Source organism: Rhodococcus sp. p52 (assembly GCF_000763325.2).
Lineage (GTDB): Bacteria > Actinomycetota > Actinomycetes > Mycobacteriales > Mycobacteriaceae > Rhodococcus > Rhodococcus pyridinivorans.
Window position 1 is genome coordinate 1,576,414 of sequence record NZ_CP016819.1, and the last position, 24,710, is coordinate 1,601,123.

The window sequence follows — 24,710 nt, forward strand, 5'->3', positions numbered from 1 at the left end:
GATGTTGATCCGATCCGGTGACCTCGCTGTCCGCGCGGGTGGTCGCGTACGCGTCCGTCCGTGAGTTCGTGCCGCTCTACGGCCTGTACGCGTTGCTGTTCGAGGATCACGGTCTCGACACCCGTTCCATCTCCTCGCTGTTCGTCCTGTGGTCGGTGGTCGCCTTCGTCTCCGAGGTGCCGTCGGGTGCGTGGGCCGACACCGTCTCCCGTCGCGGTCTGCTGTTCGGCAGCGGAGCCCTGCTCACGGCAGCGTTCACGATGTGGCTGGGGTGGCCCGGGTACTGGGGGTTCGCGCTCGGTTTCGTCCTATGGGGCATCAGCGAGTCGATGAAATCCGGCACCTTCGAGGCCCTCGTGTACGACGAACTCGCCGCGCGCGGGTGCGAACACCGGTACGCGGCGATCATGGGATACGCCAACGCGGGTGAGATGACGTGTGTCTTCGTCGCGATCCTCACGGCGGCACCGCTGTTCGAAATCGGCGGCTACGCGCTCGTGGGCTGGGTGTCGGTCGCGATCACCGTCGTCGACATCGCGCTCGTGGGAACGCTCCCCGCCGCACCGAAGGTGGAGGAGGCCGATGAGATCGCCGGCAGAGGCGACACCGTCCTCGTCCGCTACATGTCGTCGCTGCGCGCGGGAACGTCCGAGATCCGCACCGACCGGGTGGTGCGACGATCGGTCGTCCTCGCGGCCGCCCTGCTCGCCTGCCTCGCCTTCGACGAGTACTTCGCTCTCCTCGCACGCGAATCGGGAGCGGAGACCGGATTCGTGCCGGTGCTGGTAGCGCTGACGGCCGTCGGACAGGTGGTCGGTGCCGCGACCGCCGGACGGACTGCGACGATGAGCGGCCGCACCATGGGTGCCGTCGTGATCGTCGGATCGGCACTGATCGCCGGTGGTGCACTCGCCGGGGGGATCGCCGGATTCACGGCGATCGGTGTGGGCTACGGCGCGCTGCACAACACGGCGATCGTCGCCGAGGCGCGCCTGCAGGACACGATGTCCGGTCGTGCCCGCGCGACCGTCTCGTCCGTCGTCGGCCTGACGAGCGAGGTGCTGTCGGTGGCGGTCTTCGCCGCCTACGCGATCGGCTCGCTGTGGTTGCCGATGGCGGCGCTGGTCGCGGTGACGGTGCTCCCGCTGGTCGGGTTGGGCGTGGTCGCGCCGAGGCTGTTGCCCGCGGCGCGACCCGCCGGGACCGAACGGGAGCGGTGACTACCGGATGCGGATCACAGCTTGGTGCTGCGCAGTTCGTGACCCTTCGAGGTCTTGCAGCGGCCCGATTCGAGATCCCACTGCCAGCCGTGCAGGTTGCAGGTCAGCGTGGTGCCGTCGACGACACCGAACTTCGACAGGTCGGCCTTCAGGTGGGGGCAGCGACGCTGGATCTCGTAGCCGCCCAGCTCGATCGACGCCGAGTCGTCGTGCGCCTCGGCGAACCAGCCGTCGGCGTACGCGATGCGCTCGTCGGTCAGGCACTTGAAGAAGGTGTAGAGGAACTCGTTGTATCCGCCGATGCGCCAGGCCGTGAACCGGGTGGACAGGAAGATCGTGTTGACCCAGTCGGGCTCGTCGTCGCGCAGAACCGTGCGCACGAGCTCGGGAGCGATACGGAAGCCGTAGCGGTACTTGCCTTCTCCCTCGATGGGTTCGCGCACGACGCGCTTGGGGAAGTCGAGCACCACGGTCTCGTCGCCCATCACCAGACCCACCGGGTAACCGATGCCGTCGCAGATGAGATCGGACTGCGCCATGATCGGCTCGAACTTCGCCTTGAGTGCGGGCAGCAGCGGCTCGCCCTCGGCGGGAGCCCAGGCCGCCTTCTGCGCCGCGATCACCGGAGCGAAGCGCTGCGCCATGTCCTCGATGTAGGCGGCCTTGTTCGTGAAGATCGCCTCGACCTGCTCGTCGGGGATCGGGTGCGTGAGCGTCATGTGCTCGCTGCCCTTCAGATCCACCACCGAACCCGGGATCATGAGCAGACCGCCCTCGCGGCCGTGGATGCGCAGTTGCTCGAGGAAGACCTGCTGGTCGGGGAAGATGTTGCCCTCGTCGCCGTGGTCGTCGTTGAGGTCGCGCAGGTCGTCGTCGAGGAAGACCGGCGGACCGGCCGACGGCACGATCCACGTCGCGTCGACCTGGTCGATGTAGCTGCGGCAACGGTCCATGCCGCGCTGGCGCTTCTGCCTGCCGAAGTTGGCCTTGGTCTTCTTCGGGATGTCGTAGACCATCGGGTACCAGATGGCGCCCGAGTACTGCAGCAGGTGGATGTCGATCTTCCCGAACGCCTCGTGCATGACGTCCATGTCGATCGGCCGCGCGTCGTTCATGTTGAACACGGTCGACTCACCGTCGGAGACGATCAGGCCCGAGTCGCCGATCGGTCCGTCGGCCGGCGCACGCAGCGCGATGATCATGATGTCGAGATCGCCCGGCGAGAGCGGAGCCTGCGGAGCGACCTCGATAGTGCCGTGCCGCAGCCGGTGCTTGACGGAGTCGGTGGTCTCGAAGAATTTCGAGAAACCGAGCTTCTCGAGCTCGCGACGCAGGTCCGGTACCGGATAGTCGGGCAGCAGGACGGTCGCGTCCTTGTTGACGTGCTTGCTCAGCGTGTCGGGATCGAAGTGATCCTTGTGCAGATGCGAGACGTACAGGTAGTCGACGTTGCCGAGAGCGTCCCAGTCGAGACCGGTGTTGTCCGGGAAGGGCACCCACGAGGCGAAGTACGCGGGCGTGACCCACGGATCGCACAGGATGGACCCCGCTTCGGTCTGGATGTGGAAACCGGCGTGTCCGACGCTGGTGATCTGCACTTCGTACCCTCCTGACGTGCTGACCGACGCCTACCAGAGTAGGCGCCGCCCGTCAGTCCACTGCGCCCAGGCAGTACCCGTTGCTGCCCGTGGTGAGCAGGACCACCAGGTCACGGGGTGTACCGGCCTCGACGATCGGAATCGTCACATTCGTGTACACCTCCGAGACCGGGGTGACGGAAGCGGCCGCGGCCTCGAAGGATTCGAGGTCACCGACGACGTCGGGATCGGTGGCCAGCGGCGGCACTCCGGGGTTCCCGGTGCCCCAGGGATCCCACGTGCCCCGAGCCTCGCACACCAGTGGGTACCGCTCCTCGGTGTCGTCCGGATCCACCGGCGCGCCGATCGCCCGTCCGAGGAATCGTTCGACGGCATAGCGGGCGTCCTCGTCGGTGTAGCCCGGCGCGCCGGTCGGGTTCACGTACGGGCACGCGTAGCCGGACGCGATCTCGCTGCGCAGGACGGACAGGTCGATGCCACCGGCCGACCACGTCACCGCGTACTGGCCGTCCCTGCCCGGCTGCTGCACCGCGGCGGTGATCGCGTCGACGTCGGCGTACATCTGCCGGGCCCGTTCCGGGGCGATCGTCCAGCACTTGTCCACCACATCGATGCCGCCGACGAGGTCGTTCGTCCATGCCTGCAGCGCCGCGGTGGCGGCGGGATTACCGGGGACGTCCCCGACGACCACCGCGAGCGTCGCGGCGGGGGTGGTCTCCTCGACGGTTTCCGCCGCGGTCGGTTCCGGGCTCTCGGTCGGGATGCCGGACTGCCCGTCGCCCTCGCAACCGGCGACGGTGAGGACCACGGCGACGGCGAGGGCGGCGAATGCGAGTACGTCGGGCTTTCGGGCGAGGGTGCGCACAGTAGTGGCCTTTCGACGATGATCACGGTCGTTCCTCCACCGGGCCCCGCTAGGCTGACCGGCGTGGAACCCTTCTATCGGACCATCATCGGTGTCGCCCGCACGCTCTTCGCAGCGCAAGGGCTGAAGTTCGCGATCACCGGGGCGGAGAACATCCCGGCGACGGGTGGTGCGGTCATCGCGATCAACCACACCGGCTACATGGACTTCACCTACGCCGGGATCCCCGCCCGGGTCACCAAGCGGTACATCCGCTTCATGGCGAAGAAGGAAGTCTTCGACCACAAGATCTCCGGCCCCATGATGCGCGCGATGAAGCACATCCCCGTCGACCGCGGCGACGCCGGCGAGTCCTACCGACTCGCCGTGGAGGCGCTGCGTGCCGGTCAGCTCGTGGGTGTCTTCCCGGAGGAGACGATCAGCCGCAGCTTCGAACTCAAGGCGTTCCGGTCCGGCGCGGCACGGATGGCGAACGAAGCCGGTGTCCCGGTGGTCCCCATGGTCATCTGGGGGTCGCAGCGGGTGTGGACGAAGGGCCACCCGAAGCGGCTCGGACGTACGAACACCCCGATCACCATCGAGGTGGGCGCCCCCATCCATCCGTTCGAGCCGGCAGCGGAGATGACCGCGCAGCTCCACGCGACCATGGAGAAGATGCTTCACCGGGTCCAGGACGGTTACATCCACGAGGACGGTGCCTACTGGGTGCCCCGCCGCCTGGGCGGATCCGCGCCGACCCTCGAGGAGGCGACCGCCCTGGACGAGGCCGCGGCCGCCGAGCGTCGCGCCCGGAAGGCCCGGGAACGTGCCGCCCGTGAAGGTGCTGCCGGTAGCGGCAACGATGACGCAGGCGGCGACCGCGGTACTTCGGCACAATGACGGAGTGAACGCACAGTCGAGTCGAGAGCCGTATCGGGACCACATCACGGACGCGGTGCGTCCTGCTTCCACGGACGCGGTGCGTCCCGGATTGGTGGCTACGGACGTGGACGGCACCCTGATCGACGACACCGAGAAGGTGTCCGATCGGCCCCGCGCCGCGGTACATGCGGTGGTCGACTCCGGTGTTCCGTTCGTCCTGGCCACCGGCCGCCCGCCGCGCTGGATCGCGCCGGTCGTCGAAGAGCTGGGCTACGCGCCCATGGCGGTGTGCGCGAACGGTGCCGTGCTCTACGACAGTTCCACCGACCGTGTGCTCAGCGCCGCGGTGCTCGAGGTCGACGAACTGGCGTGGCTCGCCGAGGTGGCCTCGTCGGTGCTTCCCGGTTGCGGTCTGGCCGCGGAGCGGGTGGGGGATCGGGCCCACGACGCGGCGACGCCGCAGTTCGTCAGCGCTCCCGGTTACGAACATGCCTGGCTGAATCCGGACAACACCGAACTCGCCGAGCACGAGGTGATCAGTGAGCCCGCCATCAAGTTGCTCGTCCGGCTCCCCGGCGCGACCAGCCGGGAGATGGCGGAGGCTCTCGTGCCGAAACTGCACGGGCTGGTCGACGTGACCTATTCGACGACCCACGGGCTCATCGAGATCTCCGCGGGGGGGGTCACGAAGGCTTCCGGTCTCCAGGAGATGGCCCGGCTACTGGGTGTCTCCCACGAGAATCTCGTGGCCTTCGGCGACATGCCCAACGACATTCCGATGCTGTCGGTAGCGCGTCACGGTGTGGCGATGGAGAACGCGCATCCGGACGCGAAGTCGGTCGCAGACGAAGTCACCGCCACCAACGTCGAGGACGGGGTGGCCCGCGTTCTCGAACGGTGGTGGCGGTGACTCGTTCCTACCGGTGCGCTGCGGGTCAGCCCGCGGGCGCCGGTTCGGGTGCCGGTTCCGGCGCAGGTGCCGGTTCGGGTCCGGGCGCAGGAGCACCCTCGGGTGCGGGTCCTGCGACGTCGGCCGGCTGATCCTGCATCGCCTGGTCGTAGGCGTCGTCGTAGGCGCGCAGCACCTTGGTGACGACACCCGTGACCTCGTTGAAGATCAGCGAGCCGAACTCGAAGTCCGAACGCCAACCGTCCGGCACCCGGTACTCGTCGCTGGTGGGCAACCCCAGCTCACCAGCGTCGAGTCCGTTCTTCTCCCACGCCTTGTAGATCTCGCCGAGTACCGTCCACGTGCCGCCGTTCGGTGACGTGTAGATGGCCCCGTTGACGAAATTCACTCGTTCGAAACCGCTCTTGACCGCGGGAAGGATCGAGGTCACCGCCTGTCCGAGCCGTCCGAGTTCGCCGCCCTCGGCGAGCCACTTCTGGACCAGCGGGTGACCGCTGAGGCGGATCAGCTCGTCGACGACACCTTCGGCGGTGCCGGCCGAGCCCGAGGCGAGCGCTCCGACGTTGATGTCCGGCACGTTCGGCGACGGATTGGACGGCGACGGATTGGACGGCGACGGGTTCGAGGGGTGCGGGTTCGAGGGTTGCGGGTTCGACGGCGACGGGTTCGAGGGCTGCGGGGCAGTGCCACCGCCACCGCCCTTTGCCGCAGCGACGGCGATATCGCGGATCTTGCCCATCTGCGAGTAGCCGGCATCACCCGGGCAGCTGGTGTTGCCCACGTCGCGGTGCGCGAAGATGATCGGCAGATCCACCGCCGCACCCTGCGGGTAGGGGGTGAACGATGTGCCCTCGGAGTACATCGTGGTGCGGCCCTTGGGGTTCAGTCCCGCGCGGGCCAGACGCCAGCCGAGGAACTTGCCGACCGACTCCACCGCGGCCTGCGGCGGGGCCTGGGTCGAGAAGTCGCCCATCATCGCGATGCCGTGGGTGTTCTCGTTGAATCCACCCGCGTGTGCGCCCTGGACGTTGCGGTCGAGACCACCGGCGCGACCCTCGAAGATCTGGCCGTACTTGTCGACGAGGGTGTTGTATCCGATGTCGCACCAGCCGAGCGTGCGTGCGTGGTACGCGTAGATCGCGCGCACGATCTCGGCCGATTCGGCCTTCGAGTAGTTGTTGCTGCCCGCGGTGTGGTGCACGGTCGCGCCACCGAGGGAGTCGTCGTAGGTCGGGGTCTGGCAGCGCATCGACTCGTCGGCGCCCCACTGCTGGCGGGTGATCACCTTCAGGCCGGAGTTACCGAGCGGGCTCGCGATGTCCTCGAGTCGCGCGTCCGCTTCGCTGCTGCCGGGCGAGATGAGCACGGCACTGACCGCTTCGGCGGCCGCCTGCAGCGGGTTCTCGCGCAGCGGCTTGGACGAGGACGCGGGCACGTATCCGAGGTCGGGTGCATCGGCTGCGGGTGCAGCGATCGGCGCGGGTGCCTCGTCGGCGGGGACCGGGGCCTCCGCCGGGGCTGCAGGAGCAGGAGCTTCGGGCGCCGGTGCCTCCGGGGCGGGTGCCTCGGGAGTGGGAGCGGGGGCTTCGGGTGCCGGCGGGGCCTCCGCGCCGGCGAGATTCGGTTCGGGGCCGGGACGCGGCGTCAGCAGCACCTGCACCGCACGGGTGGCACCGACGTAGATCGGCTCCGTGCCCGTGCGTCCCTCGCTGGTGGCGTCGTCGGCGCGCGTCTCGATCGGCTCGGTCGCGGTCCAGGGACCCCAGCTGCCGTCGTCCTGCTGCGCGCGGATGAGCGCGTCGGTGGCGGCGACGTCCTCGGCGGCGAGCGCGACGAGGCTGAACGGGGTGTCGCGGGTGAGTTCCTTGACGGTCGCACCGACGCGCTGGACGAGTCCGCCGTTCGGGTCGGGAGCAGTCGTGATCTGCGGGAGCCCGTCGACGATCTCCTTCAGACTGAGGTCCGGCAGGTTGAGACCGGTGAGCTCCTCGAGCGGGATGATCAGGTCGGGCACCGAGGCGAGCACGACTTCCGCGATATCGGGTGCCACTGCCTCGACGGTGTCGTTGGCATTCCGGATCTCGGGAGCGGTGCTGGTCAGCCCGGTGACGGCGAAGGGCGTCGCGACGGCCAGGGCGGCGACGGCACCCAGGACGATCGACGGCTTGGGGCGGCGATGCGGCACTGTTTGCTACTCCCTGTCGTTGGTGCTCCAGCGGACGGTTCCGACTTCGGATCGTCCCTTACGTGTCGCTTCCGTGGCCCGGTTCGGACACGAAAGTTCTGTAACTCGTGATTCTTGTGTTGCTTCTGTGACATTTGTTGCCTAGCTCCGTCACTCTTGTCACACTAGACGCAGCAAACCTTAAGCCTCAACCTGAGCTTGAGGATCGGTCGAAATTGTCCGATATCGCGGATCACGAGTTCGCGCCTACAGCGACAACGAGGGAGCAACGTCATGTCACGACAGTCCATCGGGCGCAGAGGCAAGATCCGGAGGCGGCGCATCATCCTCGGCAGGCCGCTGCGCAACGGATGGCGTCCCTCCGTCGCCCGTGCCGCCGCGATCGGGGTCGCTCCCGCGCTGCTCGTCGGAGCCGGCGTGGGCGCGCTCGTCCAGAGCAACCAGGCGGCACCAGGTGTCGTGCAAGCGGTTTCGGCCGACACGCCCTTCACGTTCAGTGGCTTCGGTCACGGCCACGGTCGTGGCATGGGGCAGTGGGGTGCCTACGGCTACGCCCAGGACGGGTGGACCGCCGAGCGGATCATCGGCCACTACTACGGCGGCACCGAACTCGGCACGGTCGACGACGCGATGATCGCGGTCCGTCTCATGGCGCGCGACGACCACACCCTCGACGTCTACTCCGACACCGGCATGATCGTCGCCGGTAAGCAACTCGCGCCCGGCGAGGCCGCGCACCTGACACCCACCCCGGACGGCGGCGCGAACGTCGTCGTCACCGAGGGCTGCAGCGGCGACGTGCTGTGGCAGGCAGCCACCGACCTGCCGTGGGTGGACCCGATCGACCTCGCCGAGGACCGTCCCGCGAACGAGCACCTCACGATGTGCTCGGACGACAAGACCTACCGCGGTGCCCTCGGTGTGGTGCTCGACGGCACCGCCCCGCGCACCGTCAACCGCCTCCACGTCGAGGACTACCTGCGCAGCGTGGTCCCCGCCGAGGCGCTGCCCGCCTGGGCCGACACCGGTGGTGCCGAGGCGCTGCGGGCGCAGGCCATCGCCGCGCGGTCCTACGCCCTCGCCGAGAAGCGTCACGAGAAGTGGCAGACCTGCGACACCACGGACTGTCAGGTCTACGGCGGGGCGGGCGTCGAGGATCCGCGCACGGACGACGGTGTGCGCACCACCCGCGGAACCGTCCTGATGAAGGACGGCGAGGTCGTGCGCAGCGAGTTCTCCGCCTCCACCGGCGGCTACTCGGCCGGCGGCACCTTCCCGCCCGTCGAGGACGAGGGTGACAAGGTCGCCCCGAACCGCGAATGGGCCAAGACCTTCACCGCGGCCGAGATCGGCAGCAAGTTCGGCGTCGGCGACCTCCAGGCATTCGAGGTGCTCTCCCGCAACAATCTCGGACCCGAAGGCGGTCGCGTGACCCGGGTCCGCGTGGTCGGCTCCGACCGCACCATCGAAACGACGGGCGCCGAGGCACGGACCAAGCTGGGACTGCGTTCCGACTGGTTCACCGTCAAGGAAGGCATCGACGAGGACGCCCCGGAGATCACTCCGGCACCCGAACCCGGCCCCGAAACCGGCACCGATCCCTTCGGCAGCGGCACCGGCACCTCGCCCATCGAGCAGGCCTATCTGGACCTCGGCGGCGTCGACAGCGTGCTCGGCTCGCCCATCGGCCCCGAGCTGATGCTGCCCGACGAGATCGGCAAGTTCCGGATCTTCACCGGCGGCGCGATCGTGTGGACACCGGACCTCGGTGCTCAGGTCATCGACGCGAGCTTCCTGAAGGACTGGTTCCCGAGCACGGGTAGCGCCGAGTAACCCGACGGCACATCTCGACCGGCCGGTCGCCCCGAACAGGGCGGCCGGCCGGTGGCGTTCCGGCACCGCGACGACGATGGTTGACATTGACGCAACGTCAAGATGCACGCTGGGCGTAGCCGGAAAGAAGAAGGTGGGCACGTGCGGGAATGGTCGATCCAGCAACTGGCACGCGCCGCCGGTGTCACCAGCCGCACACTGCGGCACTACGGCGACGTGGGGGTGCTGCATCCGAGCCGCACCGGCAGCAACGGCATGCGGTTCTACGACGAGGACGCACTCGTGCGTCTCCAGCGCATCCTGCTGCTCCGCGATCTGGGACTGGCCCTGCCCGCCATCCGCGACGTGCTCGCCGGTCACGACGACACCGCGAGCGCACTGCGCACCCACCTCGACCTGCTCGAACACGAGCGCCGGCAGTTGGACCGCCGTATCGCGGCGGTGCGCACCACCTTGGCGAAGACGGAGAGAGGGGAGGAACTCGTGGCAGACGAAGTGTTCGACGGGTTCGACCACACGCAGTACCGGGACGAGGTCATCGAACGGTGGGGCAAGGACGCCTACGACTCGGGCGATCGTTGGTGGCGGGGCATGGACGACGCCGCCAGGCACGACTGGATGAAGCAGGTCGAGCAGCTGAACCATGACTGGATCGCGGCGGCCCGGGCCGGTCTCGACCCGGCGGGCCCCGAAGCGCAGGACCTCGCGCGGCGGCACGTCGCCTGGCTGTCGTCGATTCCGGGCACCCCGGGAGGCGGCACTGCGGCGGGCAGTCCGCGGGAGTACGTGCTCGGTCTCGCCGACATGTACGTCGAGGACGAGCGTTTCGCGGCGAACTACGGAGGACGGGAGGGCGCCGAATTCGTCCGTGACGCGCTCACCTACTACGTGTGAGTGTGACGGCCCTCTCGGTCCGCCCGGACCGAGAGGGCACCTCCGCGACGGAGTCGCATACCCTGGTCTCCCGTGACTGCTGCATCAGCGCCCCAGCCCTCCACCGGTGAGTACGACCTGATCGTCGTCGGCTCCGGATTCTTCGGACTGACGATCGCCGAGCGCGCGGCCACGCAGCTCGGCAAGCGAGTGCTCGTGATCGAGCGTCGCCACCACCTCGGTGGCAACGCATACTCCGAGCCCGAACCGGAAACCGGAATCGAGATCCACAAGTACGGTGCCCACCTGTTCCACACCTCCAACAAGAGGGTGTGGGACTACGTGAACCAGTTCACCGATTTCACCGGCTACCAGCATCGCGTGTTCGCGATGCACAAGGGCCAGGCCTACCAGTTCCCGATGGGTCTCGGACTGGTGTCGCAGTTCTTCGGCCGGTACTTCAGCCCCGACGAGGCACGCGCCCTCATCAAGGAGCAGGCCGCCGAGATCGACACCGCCGAGGCGAAGAACCTCGAGGAGAAGGCGATCTCCCTGATCGGCCGCCCCCTGTACGAGGCGTTCGTCCGCGACTACACGGCCAAGCAGTGGCAGACCGCCCCGAAGGAACTGCCCGCCGGCAACATCGCCCGGCTGCCCGTCCGCTACACCTTCGACAACCGCTACTTCAACGACACCTACGAGGGCCTGCCGGTCGACGGGTACACGGCGTGGCTGGAGAACATGGCGGAGAACGAGCGGATCGAGGTCCGGCTCGACACCGACTGGTTCGAGGTGCGCGATGAGGTCCGTGCCGCGAGCCCGGAAGCCCCCGTCGTCTACACCGGCCCGCTCGACCGCTACTTCGACTACTCCGAGGGCCGGCTCGGATGGCGCACCCTCGACTTCGAGACCGAGGTGCTGCCCACCGGCGACTTCCAGGGCACCCCGGTCATGAACTACAACGACGCCGACGTGCCCTACACCCGCATCCACGAGTTCCGGCACTTCCACCCCGAGCGCGACACCTACCCGACCGACAAGACGGTCATCATGCGTGAGTACTCGCGTTTCGCCGAGAACGACGAGGAGCCGTACTACCCGATCAACACCCCCGAGGATCGCGAGAAACTCAACGCCTATCGCTCCCTCGCGAAGAAGGAAGCCGCGGACAACAAGGTGCTCTTCGGTGGCCGGCTCGGCACCTACCAGTACCTCGACATGCACATGGCGATCGCGAGCGCGCTGTCGATGTTCGACAACGTCCTCGCCCCGCATTTCGACTCGGGAGCGCCCATCGCCGGGGACGCCTCGTGAGCGCCGCGAAGCACGCGGCCGTCGCGAAGCACGAGGCGGCGAGTACCTCCGCCACGGAGGACGAACTGCTCGGCCGGTCGCTGCTGCAGCGCATCATCCTGCCGCGCCCGGGCGAGCCCCTCGACGTGCGCACGCTCTACCTCGAGGAGTCGCCCACCAACGCGCGTCGCGCCCACGCGACGAGCCGGACGACGCTGGCGATCGGCGCCGAGTCCGAGGTGTCGCTGTGCACCTACTTCAACGCCTTCCCGGCGAGCTACTGGCGTCGCTGGAGCACGCTCGGCTCGGTGGTGCTGCGACTCGAACTCACCGGCCACGGCCGCGTCGACCTGTACCGCAGCAAGGCCGACTCGAGCCGCATCCACGTCACCGGCCGCGAGTTCCGCGGGTCCGACACGGTCGTCGAGATCGAAGCCGACCTGGGGCCGTTCGAGGACGGCGGCTGGCTGTGGTTCGACGTCACCACCGACAGCGAGGTCACGCTGCACGCCGCCGGCTGGTACGCACCTGTCGAGGCGCCCGGACACGCCTCGGTCGCAGTGGGCATCCCGACCTTCAACCGCCCTGCCGACTGCGTGAAGGCGCTGCGTGCGCTCGCGTCCGACCCGCTGGTGATGGACGTCGTCGACGCCGTCATCATCCCCGACCAGGGCACCCGCAAGGTTCGCGACGAGGCCGACTTCGCGGAGGCCGCCGAACCCTTCGGCGACCGTCTCGTCATCCACGACCAGGGCAACCTCGGTGGCTCCGGCGGCTACAGCCGCATCATGTACGAGGCGCTGAAGACCACTTCCAGCCCGTACATCCTGTTCATGGACGACGACATCGAGATCGAACCCGACTCGATCCTGCGCGCGCTCGCCCTGTCGCGATTCGCGAAGAAGCCCATGCTCGTCGGCGGGCAGATGCTCAACCTGCAGGAACGCAGCCACCTGCACACCATGGGCGAGGTCATCCACCGCTCGAACTTCATGTGGGGTGCCGCGCCGAACGTCGAGTACGACCACGACTTCTCCACCAAGCCGCTGCGCGACCGGGAGAACTCGAAGCTCCTGCACCGACGCATCGACGTCGACTTCAACGGCTGGTGGATGTGCATGATCCCGCGTGTCGTCGCGGAGGAGATCGGCCAGCCCCTGCCGCTGTTCATCAAATGGGACGACGCCGAGTACGGCCTGCGGGCACGGGACGCCGGCTACCCCACGGTGACGATGCCCGGCGCCGCGATCTGGCACATGGCGTGGAGCGACAAGGACGACGCCATCGACTGGCAGGCGTACTTCCATCTGCGCAACCGGCTCGTCGTGGCCGCGCTGCACCAGCACGGCGACGCCAAGCCGATGGTGCTCGACACGATCAAGGCCACGATCAAGCACCTCGTGTGTCTCGAGTACTCGACGGTCGCGATCCAGAACAAGGCCATCGAGGACTTCCTCGCCGGTCCGGAGAACCTGTTCGAGCTGCTGCCGCGTGCCCTCGGCGAGGTGCACGCGCTCCGGAAGAACTTCCCCGACGCCGTGGTGCTGCCGTCGTCGACCGAACTGCCGATGGCATCCGGCGCCGAGGTCGGGGCCGTCGGACTGCCCGAGGGTGCGGTCGCGAAGGTCAGGCGTCTCGCGAAGGGTGTGCTGCACAACGTGCGCCCCGAGAACCGCGAGCACCACGAGCGGCCGCAGCTGAACGTGCCCACCATCGACGCGCGGTGGTTCCTGCTCTCGCAGGTCGACGGCGTGACGGTCACCACGGCGGACGGTCGGGGTGTCGTCTACCGTAAGCGCGACCGTGCTCAGGCCCAGGCCCTGCTCACCGAGGCGCTCAGGCTGCGACGCGAACTCGCGCGCCGGTTCCCCGAGATGAAGAAGCGGTACCGGGACGCGGTTCCCGCCCTGACCAGCAAGGAGGAGTGGGAGCGTGTCTTCGGAATCGGCAACTGACCCCGGCACTGCGGCTGCACGTCACTGGAAGAGCACCGGCACCGAGGTGCGGGTGCTGCAGACCGTCCAGGCCACCGCCGGTGCCGTACCCGCAGCGACGACGATCGCCCGCGGCATGTCGCACTTCGGTGAGCACGCTCTCGGCTGGATCGCGATCGGCGCCGCCGGCGCCCTCGTCGACCGTCCCCGTCGCCGCAAGTGGGCGAGCGTGGCGGTCGGCGCGTTCGGTGCCCACGCGGCGTCCGTCGTCATCAAGCGGGTCGTGCGCCGTCCGCGGCCGGTGGACCCGACGGTGCAGGTCAACGTGTCCACGCCGAGCCGGCTGAGCTTCCCGTCGTCGCATGTGACGTCCACGACTGCGGCGGCCGTGCTACTCGCCCGCACCACCGGGCTACCCTTTCCCGCGGTGCTCGTGCCGCCCATGATGCTGTCCCGCCTGGTGCTGGGCGTGCACTATCCGACGGATGTGCTGGCGGGGGCGGCACTCGGTGCGGCGTCCGCGGCCGTCGTGGCGCGGGCAGAGACGAAGTGGGGAGATCGATGAGCGAGGAACCGGCGCCCGTCAAGGAGGCGCCCAAGAGCCTGGGCGCCGGGATCGTCAAGGCGGTCCGTCCCCGACAGTGGGTGAAGAACGTCCTGGTGCTCGCGGCCCCGATGGCGGCCGGCTCGGTCACCCAGGTCGACGTGCTGCTGCCCGTCGCGCTCGCCTTCGTCGTCTTCTGTATGGCCGCCTCGGGCATCTACCTCGTCAACGACGCGATGGACGTCGAAGCCGACCGTGCACACCCCACCAAGCGGTTCCGGCCCATCGCGGCCGGCGTGCTCCCGGTGCGACTCGCGTACATCCTCGCGACGGTGCTGCTCGTCGGCTCGATCGCGCTGTCGTTCATCGCGAACTGGCAGCTCGCCGTCGTCATGGCGGTGTACATCGGCATCCAGCTCGCGTACTGCTTCGGGCTCAAGCACCAGGCCGTGCTCGACATCTGCATCGTCTCGTCGGGCTTCCTGATCCGTGCCATCGCCGGTGGCGTGGCCGCCGAGATCCCGCTGTCGCAGTGGTTCCTGCTGATCATGGCGTTCGGGTCGCTGTTCATGGCGGCCGGCAAACGGTACGCCGAGCTGCGCCTCGCGACCCGCACCGGCGCGAAGATCCGCAAGTCGCTCGAGTACTACACCGAGACCTACCTGCGGTTCGTGTGGACCGTCGCGGCGACGGCGGTCGTGCTCTGCTACGGCCTGTGGGCGTTCGAACAGGACAACGTGGCCGGTTCCAACTGGTACGCCATCTCGATGGTCCCGTTCGTCGTCGCCATCCTGCGCTACGCGGTCGACGTCGACGGCGGTGAAGCCGGCGAACCCGAGGAGATCGCCCTGAAGGACCGGGTGCTGCAGTTGCTCGCAGTGGTGTGGATCCTGGTGGTCGGCGGTGCTGTCTAACTCTTCTGACGTCGTGCGCGGCGTCCACGACACCGAGGCCGGACCGTCCAGTACGGTCGGGCCCGTTCGGCGTGACCGCCTCACCGGCGGTGTGTTCGCCGCGGGTGTGGTCGTCTCCGCGTTCCTGATGTTCTGGGGAGCGTGGGAGCGGCGCTGGATCGCCGACGACGGTCTCATCGTCCTGCGAACCGTGCGCAACCTCCTCGCCGGCAACGGGCCGGTGTTCAACGCGGGGGAGCGCGTGGAGGCCAACACCTCCACCGCGTGGACGTACATCGTCTACGCGGGCGGATGGCTCACCGGCCTCCGCCTCGAATACGTGGTGCTCACGATCGCGCTCGTGTTGTCGACGGGCGCGATCGTCCTCGCCATGCTCGGCGCCGCACGCCTGTACCGGTGGCGACTGCGCGCCACCACGGGCACCGTGCTGCTCCTGCCCGCCGGTGTCCTCGTCTACATCGCGGTGCCCCCGGCCCGCGACTTCGCCACCTCGGGCCTCGAGTCCTGCCTGGTGATCTGCTGGCTCGGCCTGCTGTGGCTGCTCATGGCCCGGTGGGCGACCCCCACGCCGGGAGGGGACGGATCGCTCCCGGGTACCGGGCAGATCCTCGCCACGGCGTTCGTCGCCGGACTCGGCCCGCTCGTGCGACCCGAACTCGCGCTGGTCGCGGTGCTCGCACTCGCGATGCTGTTCCTCGCGCCCGGCCTCGACCTGCGCATCCGGGTCGCGATGGTCGCGGTCGCCGGGATGATCCCGATCGGTTACCAGATCTGGCGCATGGGCTATTACGGACTGCCCTATCCCAACACCGCGGTCGCCAAGGACGCCGGTGGTGCCAAGTGGTCGCAGGGCCTCGAATATCTCGGCAACCTCGTCTCGCCGTACCTGCTGTGGCTGCCGCTGCTGGTCCTCGCGGTCCTCGCCGCGCTCGTCCTCGCGGCCAGCCGTGAGGTGGTGGGCCTCACCGCAGCGGCGGCGCGTCCCGATCCGCGCGACGTGCGGGCCACGCTGACCTGGGCGCAGAAGCTGTTGCGCACGCCGACCGCCGTCGTCGTGCTGTTCCTCGGCTCCGGTGTGCTGCTCGCGCTGTACTCGCTGCGTGTGGGCGGCGACTTCATGCACGGCCGCGTCCTCCTGCCGCCGCTGTTCTGCCTGCTCCTGCCCGTCGCCGTCGTCCCGCTGCGGATCCCGGACCGGGCGGAGCTCGGCAACAACCGGCCGACGCAGGTCGCGGGTGCGTTGGCCGTGCTGTGGCTGGGCACCGTCGTGTGGACGGCCGCCGCGGCCAACACGACCGGCATGACCGAGGGCGCCGTGGTGGGCCGATCCGGCATCGTCGACGAGCGCGCCTTCTACGCCCTCAACACCGGGCATCTGCATCCCATCCTGGCCGAGGACTATCTCGACTACCCACGTATGCGGGCCATGGTCGAGGCCATCGCGAACACCCCGAACGGCGGGCTGTTGCTGCCGACCCCCTCCTTCGACGCGTGGGACGTCGTGCCGCCACCCGAGCCCATCCCACCGGGCGGTGCCGGGCACACGGTGTTCTTCCTGAACCTGGGCATGACCAGCATGAACACCGGTCTGGACGTGCGGGTCGTCGACCAGATGGGCCTGGCCTACCCGCTCGCTGCGCACACCGAGCGTCTCGAGGACGGCCGGATCGGCCATGACAAGATCCTGTTCCCCGACTGGGTGGTCGCCGATTCGGGCATGGTCGACGTCCATCCGTGGATGCCGGGCTATCTCGACGAGGACTGGGTCGCGATGGCGAAGACCGCGCTGACCTGTCCCGAGACCCGGGAGATGATCGATTCCTCGAGCGCCGAACTCACGTGGGCACTGTTCAAGAGGAACCTGCGCAACGCGTTCGACTACGCCTCGTACCGGATCGAACGGGTGCCGAAGTACGAGATCCAGCGCTGTGACCTGCCGATGCCACCGCCGCGGGGGTGACGGCCGGACACCGAGATCAACTTGGCCCCCTTCGACTGTCTCGATAGGATCACGACGCATCACGGATAGGTAACATTCCGGCAGCGCGTGCTTGACCTATAGGTCAAGAGGTGCCCAAGAGCTGTTGAAACCAGGGTTTGTCAGAGATCACGCGGTCCTTTACAGTTTTGACCGCAGTGTGACTTGGGGCGGCCTTCCGCGGTCGTCATCGCCGGAATCCGGGGGACGCGAACGCGGACGCCGCAGACGAGAAAGAGAGCATTGTTCATGCGTTTTGTCCCGAGGTTGAGGCAGGGCCTTCGACGGCGACTGCTCGGCACCGCCGCCGCAGCTCTGGTCCTCCCCGTGGCTGCCGGCCTCGTCGGAACCACCGCCGCCGTCGCCGCGCCGGCGCAGGGAGCGCCGGTCTCGCACCGCGCGCCTGCAGGGGGCTTCGAAGAGGTCTTCGTCGAGTCCGACATGGGCCCGATCAAGGTTCAGATCCAGTGGGCTGCGCGCGGTGGCGACGCGGCGCTCTACATGCTCGACGGCCTGCGCGCTCGGGACGACGCGAACGCCTGGACGTTCGAGACGAACGCCCTGCAGCAGTTCGCGAACGACAACGTCAGCCTGATCATGCCGGTCGGCGGACAGTCGAGCTTCTACACCGACTGGTACGCGCCGTCCAACCTGAACGGCCAGGACATCACCTACAAGTGGGAGACGTTCCTGACGGAGCAGCTGCCCGACTATCTCGCCACCCGTGGCGTGTCGCGCAACAACAACGGCATTCTCGGCCTGTCGATGGGCGGTTCCGCCGCCCTGACCCTGGCCGCCTACCACCGCGACCAGTTCAAGTTCGCGTCGTCGTTGTCCGGCTACCTGAACCTGTCGGCTCCCGGCATGCGTGAGGCCATCCGCGTGGCGATGCTCGACGCCGGCCGCTTCAACGTCGACTCGATGTGGGGCCCGCCGTGGAGCCCGGCGTGGCTGCGCAACGACCCGTTCGTCTTCGCTCCGAAGCTCGAGGGTCTGTCGCTGTACATCTCGGCCGCCAGCGGTCTGCCCGGTGAGCACGACAACCCGCAGGGCTTCGTCGGCTACTACAACACCGCCAACGGCATGGCGCTCGAGGCGCTGTCCCTCGCCCAGACCCGCGCGTTCCAGCTCAAGCTGGCGACGCTCGGCATCCCGGCTACCTTCGACTTCCCGGCGCGCGGCACGCACGCATGGAAGTACTGGGAGGATCAGCTGTGGAAGGCACGCCCGCAGATCCTCGAGGCGCTGAACGCGTTCTGATCTCCGGTACGCACTGCTAGCAACGACGCCGCCCGCTCACCGATCCGGTGAGTGGGCGGCGTCGTAACTTTCTGCAACAATTTTCTCACCTGTCACAGCGCGGCACCCGCGATTCCGGGCGCCGCCGGTGTAGAAACAACATCCGGGACTCCGGTATCCCGAGTCGGCATACCCAGCCGGGCGCCCTGCCACTGCCGCCGTCGCGGTCCACCCGAAGCCGCACTTCGGCAGGAAATCCGGCAACGCAGAAAGTGAGCGATGCAGATGCGAACTGAGCTCGAGCACGGTGAGCGACGGACGGGGCCGAGCAGGAGAGTGGCTCGCGTCGCGGGTGCGCGGCGCAGAAGATCCCGTGCGCTCGCACTGATCGCCGCAGCTCTCGTCGCGCCCGTCGCCGCAGGTCTGACCACCGTCTCGGTGGCTACCGCCGATCCGCTCATCGCCCAGTCCGGCCCGACGAGCACTTCCGGTGCGACCGTCCGCTCTGTCGACTGGCTCACCGATCGCCGCGTCGCCCTGTGGATCGACTCGCCGTCGATGGGGACGCCGATCCAGGTGCAGCTGCTGCTCGCGCGCGACTGGAACAGCAAGCCCGACGCGAAGTTCCCGTCGGTGTTCATGCTCGACGGCATGCGCGCGCGCGACGACGAGAACGGGTGGACGCTCGAGACCGATGCGGAGGCATTCTTCGCCGACAAGAACGTCAACGTCGTGCTGCCGGTGGGCGGCCAGTCGAGCTTCTACTCCGACTGGATCGATCAGAACAACGGACAGAACTACAAGTGGGAGACCTTCCTGACGAAGGAGCTCCCTCCGCTGCTCGAACGCGACTGGCGTACCACCGACAAGCGTGGCGTCGTCGGCCTGTCGATGGGCGGTACCGCCGCGATGTTCCTACCCGCCCGCAACCCGGGCTTCGCGCAGTTCGCGGCGTCGTTGTCCGGCATCCTCACCACGACCCCCCTCGGCATGCCCGAGCCCATCCACTACGCGATGCAGGACGCCGGTGGTTTCGACTCCGAGGCGATGTGGGGTGCGCCCGGCTCCGAGGGCTGGGAGTCGCACGATCCCTACCTGCTCGCCGACAAGCTCGAGGGCGTGAGCCTGTACGTCTCGAGCGGCAGCGGCACCACCGGCCCCCACGACGATCCGTCGGGCATCCCCGGGGTCAGCACCAACTACGCCGGCATGGGCCTCGAGATCCTCTCGCGCCTCACCTCGCAGGCGTTCGCGACGAAGCTCGAGAAGCAGGGCATCCCCGCCCAGATCGTGTACCGGCCGTCGGGCACCCACACGTGGAAGTACTGGGAGTTCGAACTGCACCAGCTGTGGCCGCAGCTCGCCAACACCCTCGGGGTCGAGGTCGACAAGCCCGAGTGCAACCCCACCGGCGCCTTCGGCGATGTGGCGAACGTGAACGGTTGGCTCGGCGACTGCCTCACCGGTGAATACGACGTCGCCGGTGGCAAGGTGCAGGACTTCCGCTTCGGCCGCGTCTTCTCGTCCGACGGCACGACGGTGCCGGTCGCGGGTGCGATCGGCGGCGCCTACCAGGGTGTCGGCGGTCCGGCCGGGCAGCTCGGCTATCCGACCACCGAGGAACGCGTCGCACCCGACGGACGCGGACGGTTCAACCATTTCCGGAACGGCGCGATCTACTGGACGCCCGAGCACGGCGCCCACGCGGTCCGCGGAAAGATCTTCGAGGAATGGAAGAACCAGGGCTGGGAGGGCGGACCGCTCGGCTACCCGATCCTCGACGAGGCGGCGACCCCCGACGGCCGCGGCGCGGTCCAGGGCTTCGAGATCGGCGCCATGTACTGGAGCGAGGACACCGGCGCCCACGGCGTGCAGGGCATGATCCTCGACAAGTACTCCCAGCTCGGCTACGAGACGGGAGTCCTGGGCTACCCGACGGCCAGCGAGCAGCCCGCAGGGCGTGACGGTCGCTTCAACGAGTTCCAGCACGGCAACATCTACTGGAGCCCGCTCACCGGTGCCTGGCCGGTCCGCGGCAAGATCCTCGAGGCGTGGCTCGCCGAGAAGGGTGCCGAAGGACGTCTGGGCCTGCCGATCAGCGACGAGTTCCCGGCCGTGGACGGCAAGGGTGTCCAGCAGAACTTTCAGAACGGCTTCATCACCCTCGACGGCGACGAAGTCAAGCTGCAGCCGTAACCGAACGACAGCAGGGTCGGCCCGTGTAACCGGGGGAGGAGGGACGCTCCTACCGGCCGCACGGGCCGCTCTGTAGCCTGGGGCGCATCTGACCAAGTTCGACCGACATCCCGGATGTGAGGACCCCACCACATGCCTGCACGGACCCGCTCACGCTCGACCCGAGTCCTCGGCGCCCTCGCTGCGGCACTGACCGCCACGGCCGTTCTCTCCGCGTGCGGAAGCGACGACTCCACCGCGACGAACACGCCGACGACGTCTGCCGCCACGGAAACCTCGGCGTCGACATCGACCTCCGCGGCCGAGACATCCCCCGGCGCGGCCGGGGCCGAGACCACGGGCGAGACCGAGACGAGCGAGGCGTCCCCGGCTCCGTCCTCGCCCGCTGCCGGAGACGACGATGCCGGAGAGGACACGGGCGCGGCACCCGCTCCCACGCCCGGCGCACAGGCCTTCCTCGACGGTCTCCGCGCCGAGGGCGTCGAGCCCAGCGACGAGACCGGCGCGGTGAACATCGCCGACTACATCTGCAGCGCCCAGGCGCAGGGCGGGTCGCCGGAGGAGATCAAGGTGTTCGTGACCGCGCTCGTGGGTAGTGATGCTGCAGCCGGTGGTGTCGAGTTGTCGGAGGATCAGGCCTCCTCGACAGCCGACACGTACATCGCCGTCGCCGGCGAGACGTACTGCAACTAGGGAACGCGGGGACAGCACGAATGGTCAGGACGAAGCAGCGTCGCGGACGCAGGATCGTGGTCGTGGGGGCGCTGCTCGTCCTGGCGATCGTGCTGGTGCTCTGGTACATGCTCGCGGGGCGGCTGGACATCCCGTCACCGATTCCTACCCCGCCCGGGCCGGAGGAGCCGCAGTCGCAGCCGGCCTCGTGCCCCGACGTGCAGGTCGTCGCGGTGCCGGGCACCTGGGAGTCCGCGGTGGGCGACGATCCGTACGCTCCGGCCGCGAACCCGTACTCGCTCATGCTCAACGTGACGAGGCCGCTGCAGGAGCGTTTCGACGCCCAACGCGCCGATGTCTACACGGTGCCGTACGTCGCGCAGTTCTCGAACCCCATCGCGATCCCGCCGGACGGCCAGCAGTCCTACAACAACAGCCGCAGTGAGGGATTCGCGGCCACCACCGACATCCTCGCGCGACGCTCGGCCGAGTGCCCGCTGACCACCTACGTGCTCACCGGTTTCTCGCAGGGCGCCGTGATCGTGGGCGACGTCGCCGCGCAGATCGGTGCCGGCAACGGCCCGGTCCCCGCCGACCGGGTGCTCGGTGTCGCACTCGTTGCCGACGGTCGCCGCGACGGGGTCTCGGGCACCGACATCGGTGCGCCCGTCGCCGGAGTGGGCGCCGAACTGTCGCTCGACGGCCTGCGGCTGCCGGGGATCACGATGACCGGCGCGCGTCCCGGTGGCTTCGGGGAGCTCGACGACCGCACGATCCAAATCTGCGCGCCCACGGACAGTATCTGTGACGCACCACCGAACGCGCTGAATCCCGCCAACTGGATGTCGGCCGCTCCGCGCCTGCTCGAGTACGTCAACAACCCGATCCACGCGATGTACAACACCTATGTCGTGGACGAGAACGGCACGACCGCGACGCAGTGGATCCCGAACTGGGCGGCGGAGAAGATCGATGCCGCACCGGAACCCGCAGAAGAATGAGGTGCGGCCGTCGCTGCACGCGGGGGAGGTTCGGGTCCGAGTGAACCCTCCCACATATTACTCGCCGGTAGTGTCCGATCTCACCACCCGGTACACTCGAAAGGCGGGCTGCCTTTAGACTCATCCCTCGGCTGCGGCCCGGCCGTCCGGGATCGTGGCGCACGACGACTGCCACAGGAGAAGAGGTTCATGGTGCCAGTGACGGCACGGCGAACGGCCGGCCCCCTCCGGGGGCGTAGCGACGGCCCGCGACCGGGAATGATCCTTGTCACGAGCTCTCGCCTCGGTCGGGCGTACGTACCGGGGCGCCGATCCTGGGCAGCAGAGGGCGGCGGGTTGCACCGTCGGTCGGTGTCGGCGTCGAAAAACCCTCGCACACAATCGGATCGTGTGCTCGTCTCGTTCGACGGGCGCGGAATGTGTGTGTGAAGACGACCATGTCGTATCTTTGTGTTTCCCGTGTGCGAGGGGAAGCGTTCTTCCCGGCGACCGCACTTTGCGTGGGTGCGCGTGATGCCGATCTGTAACATATTCGTGATCTGGGGTCGATGGACACGTTCGAGGAACGGACCGCCGGAAGCCGTGGGGGGCGGTATCGGTACGACGATCCGCCGGCGCGGAGGAAAAGTTAGTGGCGCAACCATGTCGAGTGGTTGTGGGATCGCTTCGACAGGGAGAAGGAATTGAGCGTCGGGTTCGAAGAGTTCATCGATGAGAACGGGCGGATCAGGCTGCCTGAAGGGCAGACCCTGCTCGATCACCTCGAGGGGAACTTCGCTTCAAACGGTGACGACCTCGCCTACCGGTACATCGACTACTCGCGGGAACGCGACGGCGAGGTGCACGAGCTGACCTGGGATCAGTTCGGCGTGCGCATCAAGGCCATCGCCGCGCGCCTGCAACAGGTCACCGCTCCCGGCGACCGCGTCGCGATCCTCGCTCCGCAGGGCCTCGACTACGTCGTGTCCTTCTTCGCCGCGATCTACGCCGGCACCATCGCCGTGCCGCTGTTCGATCCCGACGAGCCCGGCCACACCGATCGCCTGCACGCCGTTCTCGGCGACTGCACCCCCAGCGCGATCCTCACCGCCACCTCGTCCGCGGCCGGCGTGCGGCAGTTCTTCCGCCCGCTCCCCGCTGCGCAGCGTCCCCGCGTGATCGCCGTCGACGCCATCCCCGACTCGGTCGCCGAGTCCTGGAACCGGCCGCCCATCGGCACCGACGACATCGCGTACCTGCAGTACACCTCCGGCTCGACCCGCGTTCCCGCCGGCGTCGAGATCACTCACCGCTCGGTGCTCACCAACGTCATCCAGATGGCCGACTCCATCGAGCTCGACGAGTCGTCGCGCGGCGTGACCTGGCTGCCGCTGTTCCACGACATGGGCCTGCTCACGGTGATCCTGCCCGCGGTCGGCGGCAAGTACATCACCATCATGAGCCCGCGTGCCTTCGTGGCCCGGCCGAGCCGCTGGATCCGCGAGCTCGCCGCCGTCTCCGACGGTGCCGGCACCTTCGCCGCCGCCCCGAACTTCGCGTTCGAGCACGCTGCGGCACGCGCGGTCCCCAAGCCGGGCGAAGAACTCGACCTGAGCAACGTCATCGGCCTGATCAACGGCAGCGAGCCGGTCACCACGTCGTCGATGCGCAAGTTCAACGAGGCATTCGGGCCCTACGGTCTGCCCCGCACGGCGATCAAGCCGTCCTACGGCATGGCCGAGGCCACCCTGTTCGTCTCCTCCACCCGTCACAGCGACGAGGCGAAGGTCATCTACGTCGACCGCACCGCACTCAACGCGGGCCGGGTCATGCGCGTCGAGCCCGATGCCGAGAACGCCATCCCGCAGGTCTCCTGCGGTTACGTCGCACGCAGCCAGTGGGCCGCGATCGTCGACGCCGAGACCGGCACCGAGATGCCCGACGAGCAGGTCGGCGAGATCTGGCTGCACGGCGAGAACATGGGCATCGGCTACTGGGGTCGCAAGGAAGAGACCGACAACACCTTCCACAACCGCATCACCAAGCGTCTGGCCGAGGGCAGCCACGCCGAGGGCACCCCGGACGACAGCAAGTGGCTGCGCACCGGCGACTACGGCGTCTACATCGACGGCGAGCTCTACATCACCGGTCGCGTCAAGGACCTCGTGATCGTCGACGGCCGCAACCACTACCCGCAGGACCTCGAGTTCTCGGCGCAGGAGGCCAGCTCCGCGCTGCGTCCCGGCTTCGTCGCGGCGTTCGCGGTGCCGGCCAACCAGCTGCCGCGCGAGGTGTTCGACAACGACGCCTCCGGCCTGCAGTTCGATGCCGACGATTCGTCGGAGCAGCTCGTGATCGTCGCCGAGCGCGCTCCCGGCGCCGGCAAGGCCGATCCGCAGCCGATCGCCGACGCGGTACGTGCCGCGATCTCGTCCCGGCACGGTGTCACCGCCCGCGACGTGCTGCTCGTGCCGGCCGGTTCGATCCCCCGTACGTCCAGCGGAAAGATCGCGCGTCGGGCGTGCAAGACCGCATATGTCGAGGGAACGCTGCGTGGTGGTTACCAGCAGCAGGCCTTCCCGGACAGCGTGTAAGAACGAATGTCCTCTTTCCCG

The 24,710-nt window shown here is 68.4% G+C and carries 18 protein-coding genes; 15 read left to right on the forward strand and 3 right to left on the reverse strand.

Annotation, left to right across the window (positions count from 1 at the left end):
* Nucleotides 1-17: 17 nt before the first annotated feature.
* Nucleotides 18-1,220, forward strand: coding sequence for an MFS transporter (locus tag IM25_RS07315; RefSeq protein WP_065995909.1), 1,203 nt, complete (start codon nucleotides 18-20; stop codon nucleotides 1,218-1,220).
* A gap of 14 nt (nucleotides 1,221-1,234) precedes the next feature.
* On the opposite strand, the gene IM25_RS07320 is transcribed toward IM25_RS07315, so the two are convergent.
* Nucleotides 1,235-2,818 (reverse strand): Rieske 2Fe-2S domain-containing protein, encoded by a 1,584-nt coding sequence (locus tag IM25_RS07320; protein ID WP_033097849.1) that lies wholly within the window; start codon nucleotides 2,816-2,818, stop codon nucleotides 1,235-1,237.
* 52 nt (nucleotides 2,819-2,870) lie between these two features.
* On the reverse strand, nucleotides 2,871-3,683 hold the full coding sequence (locus tag IM25_RS07325; protein WP_033097848.1) for a hypothetical protein: 813 nt from the start codon (nucleotides 3,681-3,683) through the stop codon (nucleotides 2,871-2,873).
* 63 nt (nucleotides 3,684-3,746) lie between these two features.
* On the opposite strand from IM25_RS07325, the gene IM25_RS07330 reads away from it, so the two are divergent.
* A complete protein-coding gene (locus tag IM25_RS07330; RefSeq protein ID WP_006553432.1) occupies nucleotides 3,747-4,562 on the forward strand; it encodes a lysophospholipid acyltransferase family protein in 816 nt (271 codons plus the stop codon).
* The gene (locus IM25_RS07335; RefSeq protein ID WP_232333454.1) at nucleotides 4,525-5,454 is read left to right on the forward strand and encodes an HAD family hydrolase; all 930 of its coding nucleotides are present in this window, start codon (nucleotides 4,525-4,527) and stop codon (nucleotides 5,452-5,454) included. The genes IM25_RS07330 and IM25_RS07335 overlap by 38 nt, the downstream gene beginning before the upstream one ends.
* A 25-nt stretch (nucleotides 5,455-5,479) precedes the next feature.
* Here the strand turns inward: IM25_RS07335 and IM25_RS07340 are convergent, their stop codons facing one another.
* Nucleotides 5,480-7,639: an N-acetylmuramoyl-L-alanine amidase gene (locus IM25_RS07340; protein ID WP_065995910.1), complete on the reverse strand. Its 2,160-nt coding sequence runs from the start codon at nucleotides 7,637-7,639 to the stop codon at nucleotides 5,480-5,482.
* Nucleotides 7,640-7,912: 273 nt separating this feature from the next.
* On the opposite strand from IM25_RS07340, the gene IM25_RS07345 reads away from it, so the two are divergent.
* The 12 genes from IM25_RS07345 to fadD32 all read left to right on the forward strand — a co-directional run bounded on the left by IM25_RS07345 (nucleotide 7,913) and on the right by fadD32 (nucleotide 24,689).
* Entirely contained in the window at nucleotides 7,913-9,472 is a 1,560-nt protein-coding gene (locus tag IM25_RS07345) for a SpoIID/LytB domain-containing protein (protein WP_065995911.1), read from the forward strand.
* 141 nt (nucleotides 9,473-9,613) lie between these two features.
* Nucleotides 9,614-10,366, forward strand: coding sequence for a MerR family transcriptional regulator (locus IM25_RS07350; protein ID WP_006553436.1), 753 nt, complete (start codon nucleotides 9,614-9,616; stop codon nucleotides 10,364-10,366).
* Between the two features lie 72 nt (nucleotides 10,367-10,438).
* A complete protein-coding gene (gene glf / locus IM25_RS07355) occupies nucleotides 10,439-11,659 on the forward strand; it encodes a UDP-galactopyranose mutase (RefSeq protein ID WP_065995912.1) in 1,221 nt (406 codons plus the stop codon).
* On the forward strand, nucleotides 11,656-13,593 hold the full coding sequence (locus tag IM25_RS07360) for a glycosyltransferase (RefSeq protein WP_019290356.1): 1,938 nt from the start codon (nucleotides 11,656-11,658) through the stop codon (nucleotides 13,591-13,593). The genes glf and IM25_RS07360 overlap by 4 nt, the downstream gene beginning before the upstream one ends.
* 46 nt (nucleotides 13,594-13,639) lie before the next feature.
* Nucleotides 13,640-14,137 carry a phosphatase PAP2 family protein gene (locus tag IM25_RS07365; protein ID WP_024102673.1) on the forward strand — a complete coding sequence of 166 codons (498 nt, stop codon included), beginning with the start codon at nucleotides 13,640-13,642 and terminating at the stop codon, nucleotides 14,135-14,137.
* Nucleotides 14,134-15,030 carry a decaprenyl-phosphate phosphoribosyltransferase gene (locus IM25_RS07370; RefSeq protein WP_065995913.1) on the forward strand — a complete coding sequence of 299 codons (897 nt, stop codon included), beginning with the start codon at nucleotides 14,134-14,136 and terminating at the stop codon, nucleotides 15,028-15,030. The genes IM25_RS07365 and IM25_RS07370 overlap by 4 nt, the downstream gene beginning before the upstream one ends.
* Nucleotides 15,031-15,043: 13 nt before the next feature.
* Nucleotides 15,044-16,990, forward strand: coding sequence for a flagellar motor control protein ZomB (gene zomB / locus IM25_RS07375; RefSeq protein ID WP_033097845.1), 1,947 nt, complete (start codon nucleotides 15,044-15,046; stop codon nucleotides 16,988-16,990).
* A 267-nt stretch (nucleotides 16,991-17,257) separates the two neighbouring features.
* Nucleotides 17,258-18,268, forward strand: a complete 1,011-nt coding sequence (locus IM25_RS07380) for an alpha/beta hydrolase (RefSeq protein ID WP_006553442.1) — start codon at nucleotides 17,258-17,260, stop codon at nucleotides 18,266-18,268.
* Between the two features lie 258 nt (nucleotides 18,269-18,526).
* Nucleotides 18,527-20,443, forward strand: coding sequence for an alpha/beta hydrolase-fold protein (locus tag IM25_RS07385; protein WP_065995915.1), 1,917 nt, complete (start codon nucleotides 18,527-18,529; stop codon nucleotides 20,441-20,443).
* 132 nt (nucleotides 20,444-20,575) lie between these two features.
* Nucleotides 20,576-21,136, forward strand: a complete 561-nt coding sequence (locus tag IM25_RS07390; RefSeq protein WP_033097843.1) for a DUF732 domain-containing protein — start codon at nucleotides 20,576-20,578, stop codon at nucleotides 21,134-21,136.
* Nucleotides 21,137-21,156: 20 nt separating this feature from the next.
* Nucleotides 21,157-22,116 (forward strand): cutinase family protein, encoded by a 960-nt coding sequence (locus IM25_RS07395; RefSeq protein WP_065995916.1) that lies wholly within the window; start codon nucleotides 21,157-21,159, stop codon nucleotides 22,114-22,116.
* A 683-nt stretch (nucleotides 22,117-22,799) separates the two neighbouring features.
* Nucleotides 22,800-24,689: a long-chain-fatty-acid--AMP ligase FadD32 gene (gene fadD32, locus IM25_RS07400; protein ID WP_006553446.1), complete on the forward strand. Its 1,890-nt coding sequence runs from the start codon at nucleotides 22,800-22,802 to the stop codon at nucleotides 24,687-24,689.
* The last annotated feature ends 21 nt before the right edge of the window (nucleotides 24,690-24,710 follow it).

Excerpts from the sequence above, each read along its gene's own strand:
- IM25_RS07335 (WP_232333454.1), top strand. The coding sequence starts at position 4,525 with ATGACGCAGGCGGCGACCGCGGTACTTCGGCACAATGACGGAGTGAAC.
- IM25_RS07345 (WP_065995911.1), top strand. The coding sequence starts at position 7,913 with ATGTCACGACAGTCCATCGGGCGCAGAGGCAAGATCCGGAGGCGGCGC.
- IM25_RS07370 (WP_065995913.1), top strand. The coding sequence starts at position 14,134 with ATGAGCGAGGAACCGGCGCCCGTCAAGGAGGCGCCCAAGAGCCTGGGC.
- IM25_RS07380 (WP_006553442.1), top strand. The coding sequence starts at position 17,258 with ATGCGTTTTGTCCCGAGGTTGAGGCAGGGCCTTCGACGGCGACTGCTC.
- IM25_RS07385 (WP_065995915.1), top strand. The coding sequence starts at position 18,527 with ATGCAGATGCGAACTGAGCTCGAGCACGGTGAGCGACGGACGGGGCCG.
- IM25_RS07390 (WP_033097843.1), top strand. The coding sequence starts at position 20,576 with ATGCCTGCACGGACCCGCTCACGCTCGACCCGAGTCCTCGGCGCCCTC.
- IM25_RS07395 (WP_065995916.1), top strand. The coding sequence starts at position 21,157 with ATGGTCAGGACGAAGCAGCGTCGCGGACGCAGGATCGTGGTCGTGGGG.